The 13,601-nt window shown below is 35.9% G+C and carries 13 protein-coding genes; 6 read left to right on the forward strand and 7 right to left on the reverse strand.

All coding sequences use genetic code 11. From position 1 onward, the window contains the following. Positions 1 to 1,336 precede the first annotated feature (1,336 nt). Both GJV77_RS15100 and GJV77_RS04840 read left to right on the forward strand, forming a co-directional pair. Positions 1,337 to 1,663, forward strand: a complete 327-nt coding sequence (locus GJV77_RS15100; RefSeq protein WP_449406771.1) for an OmpA family protein — start codon at positions 1,337 to 1,339, stop codon at positions 1,661 to 1,663. 128 nt (positions 1,664 to 1,791) lie between these two features. Further along, positions 1,792 to 2,478: a phosphoribosylaminoimidazolesuccinocarboxamide synthase gene (locus tag GJV77_RS04840; protein ID WP_155035227.1), complete on the forward strand. Its 687-nt coding sequence runs from the start codon at positions 1,792 to 1,794 to the stop codon at positions 2,476 to 2,478. Between the two features lie 43 nt (positions 2,479 to 2,521). On the opposite strand, the gene GJV77_RS04845 is transcribed toward GJV77_RS04840, so the two are convergent. The 4 genes from GJV77_RS04845 to GJV77_RS04860 form a co-directional block, all read right to left on the reverse strand. After that, positions 2,522 to 4,048 carry an AbgT family transporter gene (locus GJV77_RS04845; protein WP_155035228.1) on the reverse strand — a complete coding sequence of 509 codons (1,527 nt, stop codon included), beginning with the start codon at positions 4,046 to 4,048 and terminating at the stop codon, positions 2,522 to 2,524. A 114-nt stretch (positions 4,049 to 4,162) separates the two neighbouring features. Next, on the reverse strand, positions 4,163 to 4,822 hold the full coding sequence (locus tag GJV77_RS04850) for a CatA-like O-acetyltransferase (RefSeq protein ID WP_155035229.1): 660 nt from the start codon (positions 4,820 to 4,822) through the stop codon (positions 4,163 to 4,165). A 2-nt stretch (positions 4,823 to 4,824) separates the two neighbouring features. Beyond that, the gene (locus tag GJV77_RS04855) at positions 4,825 to 5,604 is read right to left on the reverse strand and encodes an enhanced serine sensitivity protein SseB C-terminal domain-containing protein (RefSeq protein WP_155035230.1); all 780 of its coding nucleotides are present in this window, start codon (positions 5,602 to 5,604) and stop codon (positions 4,825 to 4,827) included. Between the two features lie 567 nt (positions 5,605 to 6,171). Further along, positions 6,172 to 7,263, reverse strand: a complete 1,092-nt coding sequence (locus GJV77_RS04860; protein WP_155035231.1) for a M42 family metallopeptidase — start codon at positions 7,261 to 7,263, stop codon at positions 6,172 to 6,174. Between the two features lie 80 nt (positions 7,264 to 7,343). Between GJV77_RS04860 and GJV77_RS04865 the strand changes: the two genes are divergently transcribed. The 4 genes from GJV77_RS04865 to GJV77_RS04880 all read left to right on the forward strand — a co-directional run bounded on the left by GJV77_RS04865 (position 7,344) and on the right by GJV77_RS04880 (position 10,759). After that, positions 7,344 to 8,039, forward strand: coding sequence for a DUF4294 domain-containing protein (locus GJV77_RS04865; RefSeq protein WP_155035232.1), 696 nt, complete (start codon positions 7,344 to 7,346; stop codon positions 8,037 to 8,039). Positions 8,040 to 8,090: 51 nt separating this feature from the next. After that, on the forward strand, positions 8,091 to 9,176 hold the full coding sequence (gene dnaX / locus GJV77_RS04870; RefSeq protein ID WP_155035233.1) for a DNA polymerase III subunit gamma/tau: 1,086 nt from the start codon (positions 8,091 to 8,093) through the stop codon (positions 9,174 to 9,176). Between the two features lie 110 nt (positions 9,177 to 9,286). Further along, the gene (locus GJV77_RS04875; RefSeq protein ID WP_155035234.1) at positions 9,287 to 9,910 is read left to right on the forward strand and encodes a hypothetical protein; all 624 of its coding nucleotides are present in this window, start codon (positions 9,287 to 9,289) and stop codon (positions 9,908 to 9,910) included. A 15-nt stretch (positions 9,911 to 9,925) separates the two neighbouring features. Next, positions 9,926 to 10,759, forward strand: a complete 834-nt coding sequence (locus GJV77_RS04880) for a CvfB family protein (RefSeq protein ID WP_155035235.1) — start codon at positions 9,926 to 9,928, stop codon at positions 10,757 to 10,759. A 234-nt stretch (positions 10,760 to 10,993) separates the two neighbouring features. Here GJV77_RS04880 and GJV77_RS04885 read toward each other — a convergent pair whose 3' ends face one another. The 3 genes from GJV77_RS04885 to GJV77_RS04895 form a co-directional block, all read right to left on the reverse strand. Next, positions 10,994 to 11,446, reverse strand: a complete 453-nt coding sequence (locus tag GJV77_RS04885) for a PepSY-like domain-containing protein (RefSeq protein WP_155035236.1) — start codon at positions 11,444 to 11,446, stop codon at positions 10,994 to 10,996. 62 nt (positions 11,447 to 11,508) lie between these two features. Continuing rightward, complete coding sequence (locus GJV77_RS04890) at positions 11,509 to 12,783, reverse strand: sensor histidine kinase (RefSeq protein ID WP_155035237.1); 1,275 nt, start codon at positions 12,781 to 12,783, stop codon at positions 11,509 to 11,511. 1 nt (position 12,784) lies between these two features. Further along, a complete protein-coding gene (locus tag GJV77_RS04895; protein WP_155035238.1) occupies positions 12,785 to 13,465 on the reverse strand; it encodes a response regulator transcription factor in 681 nt (226 codons plus the stop codon). Positions 13,466 to 13,601 lie beyond the last annotated feature (136 nt).

The raw sequence follows: 13,601 nt of genomic DNA on the forward strand, positions 1-13,601 counted from the left end.
TGTTAAAATCTTTTTGTTTGTCGTTTTTATTTGTGCTAATATTGTTAAGTAATTTTATTAAATGTTGCTATAGGTTGTATTTAGTGTGTTTATTTATGTTAATATACTGAATGTTTTCATATATTTGATTAGTGTATAAGTTGTGAAAAAAGTAATATGAAAAAAGTTTGTTTAGCCATATGTGGCCTTGTGTTTTTGAGTTCTACAGCGATATTTGCGCAAAGAGTTGAAGGCAAATTATTTGATAAGAAAAAGAATAGACCAATTGTTGATGGTGCGGTATCTTTTTATGATCGCAATGGAGGAAGAATAGTTACAGTATATTCAAATGCACAAGGGTTTTATGCTTTGGACTCGAGAGCATTAGTTGATGTTTACAAGATTGTAGGTACTGCAAAGGATTATATTCGTGTAGAATACTTTGTTGAACGCATGGAGGACGTATTAACTGCTAATATGGGCTTTGAGCGCATGGACATTACAAAATATGACGATGGACGATCATCTTTTGTTACTCGTGAACTCAAATTGATTAATGAAGGACATTCTAATGATGACTATAAGCAAAAGTCAAAGATAATGGCTTCAAAAAGTAATTCAACAGTACGCTATGTAGTTAATGAAAAATATGACAGTGAGAATTATGAAGAACTATACGACGAGGAAACTCACCACGAAACTGTTAACCAACCAACTAGTCATCAATCAACTCAACTAGCTAAAGCAAGTTTCTCTAGAGATAATCACTTTGAAGATCCTAATCCACAAACGAATACCCCTGCTGTAGAATCACCTTTATCTTCTAATGGGAAACGAGAAATAGTGTTAAATAGTGAACAACTTCAGCGTATTAACGAAGGACAATATGTAAATAACTCTTCAAACCGCGCATCAGCTCGTGAGGTAGCATACGAAGATCCTCGTGATCATGCTAGAGGAGCTTCACAGAACTATAATAATCAAGCTAACTATAATCAGTCAAACCGCGCATCAGCTCGTGAGGTAGCGTATGAAGATCCTCGTGGTCATGCTAGAGGAGCTTCACAGAACTATAATAATCAAGCTAATTATAATCAGTTAGCGAATGCATCAATCAATGATAACAGTCGAGCAAANTTATAATCAGTTAGCGAATGCATCAATCAATGATAACAGTCGAGCAAAGAGAACGAGTCCTTATGACGATCATCGCGCGACAAGCTATACTACTCCTGTAGTAGCACAAGCTGTAGAAGAGTACAACGATGTCCGTGAGACTCCATCGGGAAAAAAGGAATTGGTGGTTGATCTTAAGAAGTTAAATAAGACAAATGTTCCTAAAGTACTTACTTTGCCGATGTTTTACTATGCGTACAATAGTTCGTATTTGACAGAGGCCAATAAACAAGTTGCTGATGAAATCGCGGCTTATATGATCAAGAATGCATCAGCTCGTGTTCAGGTGAAGGTTTATTTAGACACAAGAGGAAACTTAAAATATGACTCTTGGTTGACAGGACGTAGAGCAGATCGTGTAATTGATTATTTGATAAGTTTGGGGATTGATAAGTCTTGCTTGGTAAAAAAAGTAGAACGGGTAAACTATGATCTATCTCGATTGTCTGTGAGTACATCGACTTCTCCTGAACAGGAGAATAGAAGATGTGAATTCAATGTGATTTAGTTTGATATATAAATGTTGGATAAACACTTAGGTACATTAGGTATTTAAGTGTTTTTTCTTTTTATAAAGTAGTGACAGTTGTTCGAATTATGTTATTTTTGGTCTTTCAATAACAACATAACTAAAGTATGGAATTAAAGTACAAAGGAAAAACAAAAGATGTTTATTCACTTGGAGGAAACGAAGTATTATTAAAGTTTAAAGATGATGTAACTGGAGAGAATGGTGTATTTGATCCAGGAGCGAATAGCGTAGGATTGACTATTGAAGGGGTAGGACGTAGTGGGCTTCGCATGACTAAGCATTTCTTTGAATTGTTAAAGACAAAAGAAGTACCTTCACACTATGTGTCAGCTGATTTAGATGATGTATCTATGGTCGTAAGAGAAGCTGTTCCATTTGGAAAGGGATTAGAGGTTATCTGTCGCTTTCGCGCAGTAGGTAGTTTCTATAGAAGATATGGAGCATACCTAGAGCAAGGACAAAGATTAAATAGTTTGGTTGAGATTACGATCAAGGATGACGAAAGAGGTGATCCAACGATTTCAAAAGATACACTGAGTGAGTTAAATGTTCTTACAGAGGCTGAGTACGAAGCGCTAAAACAATTAACTAAAACAATCTGTGGTTATATTAAAGAGGAATTGGCGACAAAAGGATTAGAGTTATATGATATCAAACTAGAGTTTGGTCGTGATAAAGAAACGAATGATATCATTCTAATTGATGAGATTTCAGGTGGAAACATGCGTGTTTACAAAGGAGATCAATACATTGAACCATTAGTGTTAGAGAAAGAGTTTTTCAAAGCATAACAAAAAAAAATCCTAGTCTCAACAGACTAGGATTTTTTTTTTGTTATTTTATTGGGATTGATAAGGAAGCTCCAGGACCAATTGGAATGTCAAACCATATCCAAATGATCAATAATACAGACCACCCAATAAAGAATACGAAAGTATAAGGAAGCATCGTTGATACGATGGTACCAATACCTGCATTCTTGTCATAGCGCTGCATAAAGGCTACTATTAAGGCAAAATAACTCATCATCGGTGAAATGATGTTAGTCACACTGTCTCCTACACGATAAGCTACTTGCACTAACTCTGGTGAAAAGCCAAGTAGCATAAACATCGGTATAAAGACTGGCGCCATAATAGCCCACTTAGCTGATGCACTTCCCATAATCAAGTTGATTACTGCTGATACGATAACGAAGGCTAACATTAAGGGAATAGCTCCTAATCCTGACTTCTGTAGCGTTTCTGCTCCTTCAATAGCAAAGATTAATCCTAAGTTTGTCCAATTGAAGTAAGCCACGAACTGGGCAGCAAAGAAGACTAATACGATATAGGAACCTAAAGTCTGCATTGCCTTAGACATTCCTTTCATTACATCTTCGTCATTCTTGATTGTTTTAGCTCCAATTCCATAGGCAATACCTCCGATAGCTGATCCAATGAATAATAAAGCTACGATACCTGACATAAATGGAGATTTTAATATTTGCCCTCCTTCACCTCTTAGGTATCCGTCTTCTGGTATTAAACCTCCCAATACGAATGCTGTGAATAGTAAGCCTCCTATCGTTGCATATACTAACCCTCTTTTTTCAAGAGCCGTTAAGGGCTCGATAGGTAGTGCTTTTTCATCTCCTTTATATTCTCCTAGGCGTGGAACTACGATTTTCTCTGTTACCCATGTACCTAAAATAGAAATTAGAAAAGTAGAAACGAATAGGAAGTAATAGTTTGATGCTGGATTGACTACGTAAGTAGGGTCGATAATTCGCGCAGCTTCTTCTGAAAGCCCTGCTAATAATGGGTCGATAGTTCCCAGTAGTAAATTAGCACTATATCCTCCTGATACACCTGCAAAGGCTGCGGCTAATCCTGCTACAGGGTGTCTTCCTGCTGCTAAAAAGATTATCGCTGCTAGGGGTACTAACAATACATAACCTACTTCACTTGCAGTGTTTGATAGAATACCTGCAAATACAATAACGAAGGTTAAAAGCTTCTTTGGTGAAGATAATACGATTTTCTTTAATACAGTACCGATTAATCCTGATCCCTCTGCGATACCAATACCTAGTAAAGATACTAATACTGTTCCTAATGGAGCGAAACCAGTAAAATTGGTTACCATTTTTGTTAGAATGAGTTTTAGACCTTCTGCACTTAAAAGGTTTACAGAATGAATTTCTTCTTTTGTTCCTGGGTGTATCACGGACAGATCAAAAAAACTGGCAATCCAGGAAGCTATAATTACTAATAAGGCAAAACTGGCAAACAAGGTTGCAGGGTGTGGCAATAAGTTCCCTATTCGCTCTACGGAAGATAGGAACCGGTCAACTAAACTCTTTTTTGTCTTTGTACTCATTCTTTGTTTTTAAAAATTCGAAGTCGCAATATAGTATTTTTTACTTATGTGAAAAATACTCTTGTCAAAATCTATTGAATTCTTAAATATCAATAGTACTTGGTGCGAATAATGTTAGATCCAATCGACAGCGTTATCACAAATTTGTTGAATGTGCTGAATTAGCATTGCTGTATGATATCCATCGGCAACGGCGTGATTGACATAGATGCTTAAGGCAATTTTGGTCTGCTCACATTCAGTATAAAATTTGCCAAAGCGAATGATCGGTCTCAGAAAGTCATTGTCAATTACAGTATCTTGACTAATACTCTCAAAGTCTATCCATGGAATACATGAAATAGGGAGGAGGTTGGGGGGTTGATGATCTCTTATCTTGATTCCCTTGACGTCTTTATAGGTTTTGATGTCTTGGGTAATTATGCGATAAAAGTCTGTGAATTCTGGGTGATACTCACTCCATAGGTCAGAGAAGGTACAGTCATCTTTGTGAAAGATCGTAAAGGATGGCTGCATATAGCTCCAATGCCCAAGTTTGCCTTGGTGAAAAGTTGTGCGAAATGCTTCACTTGCATTGATTGCTTTCATGATAACGTAGAGAAAAGTAGGATAGAATCTATACTGCTTTTCTCTGCGTTTTATATCCAAGGTTGTTATATCTATTTTTACACTGATTGTGTACCTTGACTTTAGCTTATAATAGTAATAGTCAAAATAAGGCTTACGCGCCCAATTATCATAGTCAATAGGAGTAAAAATAGCTTGGTTTGGCATTGTTATTTTCGAGTGTAAAAGGGAGTTGATTGATTGTAGAAAAAGTCACTGAAGTTGCCTCCTGGTTCTAATTTGACGATGTCAATTACTTGGTCGCCATTGAGGTGATCTTGACAAACTGTAGAAGTCAAGACAGCAAATTCTTTAAAGGGCTTCTCTGTCTCTGTTTCGATAGCAATTGTATAGTGAGCTTCATTATCGACTTCCTCTGTAAAGGTCCAACCTAGGTAAGCATTAGTGATTTCTGACACTTCAGCATACGCATTAGATAAAGCATTTAATAGCTGTGTTGGTTCATATTCTGGATGTCCGATCAATGCATTCATTTTTGTGCGCAAGATAGGGCTGTGCTTTGGGTTAAAGATACTGCCATTAAGCATTTCAGAAACCTCTGGGGGCACGAGCTCTTTGTATATCTTAGAAAATGGATTGACAATTAAAGGATTGCCAATGGTCAATTCTAAGAATGAACGCCCTCTCACTTTGATATAATCCATTTCCTCATTAATGGCACCCCCATCGTAGATGCGATCAGGGTGTGTAAAGACAGGGATACCCCCGTTTTCAAAAGTAATTACTGGAATATTTGGATCGATGCCAACGGTTAAGTCTTCTGGTTTGTATCCTGACTGTACCAATACGTAGATATAATCCTTCAACATGCGCTCGTAGAAAATAGCTCTATACTCTGGTTGAGTTCCTGCTTGTTCTATTATTTGCGCAAGGGTCAAATTGCGATTTATTTTTTCAGTTGTTTTTTTGTTTTTATTGTAAATAGACATTTCTATTAGTTTGATTTATTCAAAAGTACACATAATTAACGGGAGTTTCTAAGAATGATCTTGGATAAATGGTAAGCCCTGATTTTTATCTTTTATTTTCAGATGAAGTCTAAGTTAATGATCGCCATTAGATTTGTGTGAAGTATTTTTTTTATAGAATTAATTATAGGGTTAATATTGCCGTTTGGTATCCGCAGATGATTCAGGTATACGTGCAGTATTCTTGACCTTTTGTTACCAAGAGAAGTGTTTTTGGGAGGTATTCTGCAGGTATACCGCACTGATAGGTAAGTCTTGGCAAGAAAAAGAATGTAGAAGAAGAAAGTTAGCGTGGTAAAAATACCTTTTTAGGGTGGTAATCTTTGGCTAAAAAGAGTAGATAAACTCTTAATTTAAATAAAGTTGAAGCGTGAAAAAAGAAATGAGGTTCATTTTAGTTTGTGCTGGTCTAGGAGGTTTTCTTTATTCTTTAAAGAGAGAGAATTTATTCAAACTAGAAAATCCTAAGGTAACAAAAAACCTCAAGAGTTAATCTCTTGAGGTTTTTTTGTTATTAGTAGTCCGTCCTTATTTGAAATAAGAGAATGTTTCATTGTTCTCTATTTTAAGTACAGATTCATAGATTAGTTGAATGGTGTGCTCTACATCATCTTTGTGAACCATCTCTACAGTTGTATGCATATAGCGCAGCGCTAAAGAGATCAGGGCAGAAGCCACCCCACCATTGCTATAGGCAAAGGCATCTGTATCTGTACCAGTCACGCGAGACATTGCATTGCGTTGAAATGGTATGTTGTGTGCTAGGGCAGTATCTTCGATTAGTTCTCTCAGTTTATTTTGAATAGCTGGAGCATATCCGATCACTGGGCCTTTACCAATTTTGTTGTCTCCTTCGATTGTCTTATCTACAAGGGGAGTATTTGAGTCATGACATACGTCAGTCACGATGGCTACATTCGGCTTGATGCGTTGGGTGATCATCTCCGCTCCGCGTAATCCTACTTCTTCTTGTACACTATTAACAATATATAGACCGAAAGGCAACTGTTTGTTGTTTTCTTTTAATAGACGAGCTACTTGAGCAATCATAAAACCGCCAATTCGATTGTCAATTGCACGACAAACAAACTTATTTTTATTCAAGATGGTAAAAGTATCTGGGTAGGTGATCACACAGCCTACATGTACACCTAATGCTTCTACTTCAGCCTTAGTCTCACAGCCTACGTCGATAAAGTTTGTTTCGATTTTAGGCATTTCTTCTTTCCCTGCTCTGTTGCGAATATGGATAGCCGGCCAACCAAAGACTCCTTCTACAATGCCGTTTTTGGTATGAATGTGTACGCGTTTTGACGGGGCAATCATGTGGTCACTACCACCATTGCGAACCACGTGAATAAAACCTTCCTCCGTGATATACTTCACGTACCAAGAAATCTCGTCAGCATGTCCTTCAATAACTACTTTGTAAGGAGCATCGGGATTAATAACCCCTACGGCTGTCCCATAAGTGTCAGTAATAAAGGTGTCTACATACGGTTTTAAGTATTCCATCCACAATTTTTGTCCATTAACTTCATGACCCGTAGCGGAAGTATTGTTTAAATATGATTCTAAGAAAGCAAGGGATTGCTCATCTAAAATATTGTCTATGTGCATTTTTTTAATTTTTTGCTAATTTAATTAGAATTGTACAATAACTCAATTAAAATGGCTAATTTTGACTTATATATTTCTTTATGAGACGAATCGTTTATAGCCTTGTTTTATTCTTGCCTAGTGTAGGTTTTAGTCAAGAAATAACTTTGGTTCCTACACCAGAAATACCGGTTGAAGTTACTGTTGAGGGAGATACTCTACAGCTTTATTCCATGCCTGAAATTTACATAGGTGTTGATATGCGTGAAGAACAATATCGCAAGGATATGCGTATTCTTCGCAATCGAATTCGTCGTGTCTATCCCTATGCAAAAGCTACAGCGCAAAACTTAATCATACTAAATGAAAACTTAGCTAAGATAGAATCAAATAGAGATAAGCGAAAATATATCAAGCGCTCACAGCATTACTTAGAAAGTCAGTTTAAGGAGAAGTTAAAAAAACTTTCTAGAAATGATGGGAAAGTGCTATTGAAGTTAATTCACCGAGAGACAGGACAGAGTGCATTTGAACTTATTAAAGAATTTAAAAGTGGTTGGACTGCCTTTTGGTCTAATGCGACAGCAAAAACCTTTAGCCTTAATTTAAAATCCACCTATCACCCAGAAAGTGATTTGAATGATTTCTATTTGGAGACACAGCTGCAGTACCTATCTTTTCGTTATGAAATAGACCTTACCCGAGGAGCAAATCCAGTTAATTTTAACGAGCTTAGAATTATGTGGAAGAATAAGATAAGAGAAGATCAATTTTTCCCGTTAGAGTTACGTGAATAATTTTCGCAATAAGAAAATTAAAATTACCTTTGCTCACAAGATTATATGCCAATGGAACAATTTATCGTATCAGCCAGAAAATATAGACCACAGACATTTCAAGATGTTGTCGGACAGCAAGCGATTACTAATACCTTATTGAATGCTATTGAAAGCAATCACTTGGCTCAAGCTTTGTTGTTTACAGGACCTAGAGGTGTAGGTAAGACTACATGTGCGCGTATATTGGCTAGAAAGATAAACCAAGAAGGGTATGATGATCCGAATGAAGACTTCGCATTTAATGTATTCGAATTAGATGCTGCTTCTAATAATTCCGTAGATGATATACGCAACTTGATAGACCAGGTAAGAATACCTCCACAGACAGGAAAGTATAAAGTATATATCATAGATGAGGTGCATATGCTATCATCAGCAGCATTCAATGCTTTCTTAAAAACATTAGAAGAACCGCCACGTCATGCTATATTCATTTTAGCAACGACAGAAAAGCACAAGATTATACCAACGATATTGTCTCGTTGTCAGATATTTGACTTTAAGCGTATCACAATAGCAGATGCTGCGAATCACTTAGCATTAGTGGCTAGAAGCCAAGGGATAAACTATGAAGATGATGCCTTACGCATCATAGCTCAGAAGGCTGATGGTGCTATGCGTGATGCTCTATCAATCTTTGATCGCGTGGTCTCTTATTGCGGTCAAAATTTGACTAGACAGGCTGTAGCGGAGAACTTAAACGTATTGGACTTTGAATATTATATCCGCATTACTGATATGATATTGGCAGGACATATTCCTGCTTTACTTACAGCGTTTGACGATATCTTAGCTAAAGGTTTTGACGGACAGCACTTTGTAGCTGGGTTAGCTTCGCACTTTAGAAACTTAATGGTAGTAATGGCGCCAGAAACAGCTTCTTTATTAGAAGTAGGCGAACACGGTAAGCAACTGTTTATCGGTCAGTCTCAAAAGACGTCTTTTCCATTTTTACTAAGTGCTATAGCGTTGGCAAATGATTGTGATCTTAAGTATAAATCGAGTCAAAATCAGCGTTTATTAGTAGAGTTGTGTTTGATGCAACTTGCTTCACTAGCCATTGATGGCGAAAAAAAAAAGATAAATCAACAATAATATCGGCTGAAAGGTTAAAGGAAATACTGCAAGAGTTACCTCCTTTACCTAATGCGTTACCTAGTTATCCTGTAAGTGACTTAAGTGGTTTACAGCAACCTATTGCACCTGTGAGTCAGCCTGCTGTAACTAATGGTATTTCGACAGTGGAACAACCATCAGTCAATCAGGTAGCTGTGTCTGCTGCTGTCTCTCAATCAAGTACAGCTGAGCCAGTTAGTACGGTGGAAATACCACAAGGTAATTCTGCTTTAGAGCAAAAAGAAAATACTACGCGTATTAATGCATTGTCTCTATCTAGTATTCAGAAGCGTAGGGCTTTGGAGTCATCATTAGAACAGACAGTAGTTAATCCAGAAGATTTACCAAGGAATGCATTTACGTATGATTCGTTGATGAATGAGTGGAAGCTATACCAAGACAAGCTAAGTCGTTCAGGTTTTATGCTTATGTCCTCTTTGATGGGAATGACACCACCCAGATTAGCCGGGAGTCATATATCCTTAGAAATGCCCAATGCCGGATCTAAGCTTAGTTTTGACGAGTATAAGTATGAATTGGTTAATCACTTGCGCAAGCGCCTAAAGAATTACGATATCGAAATAGAGATTATTGTAAACGAAGAAGTTAAGTTAGTTAAGAAAGTATTTGATAATAATGATAAGCTAAAACATTTTATTCAGCTAAATGACAACGTACGTTTGTTGAAAGAAAAGTTTGAGTTAGAATTTTAATACCCCATAGAAAGAATGATAAAGATAGGAGACGATAATACATTGAGAATAGCCCGCAGCACAAGTATAGGATTGTATTTGACAGACGGAGAGAAGGATATATTACTTCCAAATAAATATGTACCAAAGCAATATGAGATTGATCAAGAGTTAGTCGTATTTGTTTATTTGGATCAAGAAGAGCGCCCAGTAGCGACTACTTTAGAACCATACATATATAGAGATGAGTTTGCACTATTGAAAGTGAGCTATATCAATCAATATGGTGCATTTATGGATATGGGCTTAGAGAAAGATTTGTTTGTACCTTTTAGAGAGCAAGCACGTCCAATGAAAGAAGGACACTATTATTTGATCTATATGTCATTAGACGAAAAGTCTAATCGATTAGTAGGATCAAGTCGTTTGAATCAATTCTTAGACAACTCAACGCTAACTGTTGAAGTAGGAGAAGAAGTAGAGTTGGTCGTATCGCATATTACTGATCTTGGGATAAATGTTATCATTAATGACAAGCATAAAGGATTGATCTATAAGAATGAAGTGTACGAAGATCTGCGTACAGGAGATCGCGTGATAGGTTATATCAAGTCTATTCGCCCTGATGGAAAGATTGATGTGACTCGTCAAAAAGTAGGTTTTGATGGCGTATTGACTACGGCTAACGCTATCTTAGAAGCATTAGAGGATAACAATGGTTTTTTAGGACTGACGGATAACAGTCATCCAGAAGATATTAAAACAGTTTTAAACATCAGTAAGAAGACGTTTAAGAAGGCTGTTGGTACACTTTACAAGAATAAACAAATAGATATAACTGATAAAGGGATTGTCCTTTTGAAAAAATAGATTGACACTAGAGAAGTAAAAAAGGGGGGAAAGTCTCGTTCCCTCAAAAAAACAAGAGGTCTACTAAATAATATCGCATTATGAGATATTAAAAGATATATTTGGAGCCAAATTTTTTCTTTTTACTCAGTGTCAATAATACAGTCCCCAGAATCAATGCAAATTGGTTGCGATTATTGAAACAAAAAGGACTACCTGTCGAGGTAGTCCTTTCTTTATAATAACAAGTTTGCATTAATCATCAATTCTCATGAATGTACCATTGTTGTCAAAGACAAGTTCTAGACTGTTCGATAGCTTTACTTCAAATTGTCTATTGTCCTTTTCAATCTTTAAGATATGAGCATTAGCAAAATTAGTTTTTACATGACTCACGATTGCAGGTAAGATAAAATCTGTAGGAATAGCTGTAGTTTTATTAGATACATCTGTCCAATTACCATTTTTGTCGAATTCAATCTCTGTCATGTTGTTTAATAATACAGAGTAATCCGTATCAAACCATTCTTTGTCTTCAGTGATGAAGTTAATAGGTTCTTGAGAAAAGTTTTGGTCTAAGAATTCGATAGCTGTCTTAGGTAATGCATTCTTTTGAATTTGAATTTTTTTAGCTTCAGCAGTTTGAATGCTTAATGCTCCAATAGCGAATAAACTCACTCCGATAAATAATCTTTTAAATACTTTCATAACTTTTATTTTAATATTTGATGACAAAGTAAAGGGCTAAATCTGTAAAGAATTGGGAATTTTTAAATATTATATAAAATTTCAAAGCAGTGATAATTATCTTGGTAGTTATAGTGAACAGATAAGCCTTTTGTTTCTCTGCAAATGGTTTTTACTAATGCGAGACCTAATCCAGTAGATTGATCATTGGTATTAGTACGGTAGAAGCGATTATAGATCAAGTTTTCATCTAAAGCCGATGAGGTCGATGTATTTTTGATAGTAAGAGAATTAGGAGTAATTACTATTTGTATATTACCGTGTTGATGATTGTGATTAATAGCATTTTTAAATAGGTTGTTGATCAGTGTAATTGCTAATCCACGATCCATAGTGATTATCAGCGGAGGAGTGGATTCTGTATAAGAAACTTCAATTCCTTTGAATAGATAGATGTCTTCGAACTCTTGTATAGTATTCAAAATTAAAGCATTAAAGTCAACGGGCTCTAATTTATTGTATTGATGGTTTTCAATCTTACTCAGCATTAGTAGTGAGCGGTTGAGTTTAATCAATCGGTTGAGACTTTGGTGGATACTGTTAAGTTGCTCTATTTGTTGTTCATCAAAGTGAGACTCCTCAACGAGGAGTTCAAGTTTATTAGTAGCAATGGCAAGAGGTGTTTGTGTTTCATGAGCAGCATTAGAGATAAACATCTTTTGTTGGGTATACGTGTTCTCAATATTGCTAATCATTTTTTGTATTTCTGTTTCTAATGTTTGAAACTCAAGTATATTACTATTGTTTTCAACAGTGAAGCTTTGTCCAAGGTGATATTTTTTAAGTTTGTCGAGTAAATCGTAAAAAGGGGTCCAAACGCGTCTTAATACAATATAATTAATAATAAAAATACTGATTAATAACATGAAGAAAAGTCCGAGTACTGCTAATCCGAAGTCTTGTAGGAGCTCGTCGGCTTCGATAGTTGAGGTTCTTATTTCAAGTTTATAGTTAATCAGTTGACTATCTTTGAAGTAAGTTGTAAGTATACGCATTGGCTGTTGTTCGTCGTCATAAGGCAAGAAGACATCTTCTGTTTTGAAGCTATTTTTAGAGGGATAATCGCCAGGAGGTAAAGAAGTAATTCTAAAATTATTCAGTCCAAACTGAGGTTTGTCACGTACACTAGGATCGTCATAGGCTTTTTTAATGATTTCTATTTTGGCATTTTTAAGTCCATCGTCTATATTGTCATAGACTTCGTCAAGTAGAAAAGTATAGAATAGTGCCACCCATAAGGATAACACTAGGAGTATTCCAATCGATAGGTATTTCAGTGTGTGATAGTGTAAGCGCATATTAATTCGAATTAACTAGTTTGTACCCCATGCCATAGACAGACTTTATTTCTGGTTGAGCGTTGTTCTGTTTTAGCTTTTTGCGCAAATTTTTGATTTGGGAATAGACAAAATCATAGCTGTCAACTTCATCCATATAGTCGCCCCAGATTTTCTCTGCTATAGCTACTTTGGTCAGAAGTCGATTTTGGTTGATAACTAAATAGTGAAGTAGGGCGAACTCTTTATTGTTTACCTCAATCTCTTTTCCGTCAATAGTCACTTTGTAGTCGTCTGGAAATAACTCTAAGTTGTCTAAAACGATACTATTGCTGCCATTCTGATTTCTCCTTCTTAATACTGATTTGATTCGAGCGTGTAATTCAGATAAGTGAAAAGGCTTGGTCAGATAATCATCAGCACCTAATTCTAGACCTAATACTTTATCGTCTAGTGAGTCTTTTGCAGAGATTATAATGACGGAATCATCTTTTTTGATATCTTTTAATTGCTTTAATAACTCAATACCATTGCCATCAGGTAACATTATATCTAATAAAATACAATCATAATCATAAGAAATTACTTTGTGTAATGCTTCTTTAAAATTACTAGCAGACTCAGTTACGTATAGCTGCTTTTTTAAGGATTGTTCAATTGCATCGGACAATTGGATCTCATCTTCTATGATTAATATCTTCATAGTAATTGTTAATTTTCGATAAAGTTAATCGTTTATTTTTAACTCTTAATCTTTGGTTGTTTAAAAATTGTTAATAGGTTTTGATCATTTTAATAGAACACGTGAATTCAAGTTATAAATGCAACATTAGTCATTT

This window comes from Myroides pelagicus (assembly GCF_009711055.1).
GTDB classification, from domain to species: domain Bacteria; phylum Bacteroidota; class Bacteroidia; order Flavobacteriales; family Flavobacteriaceae; genus Flavobacterium; species Flavobacterium pelagicum.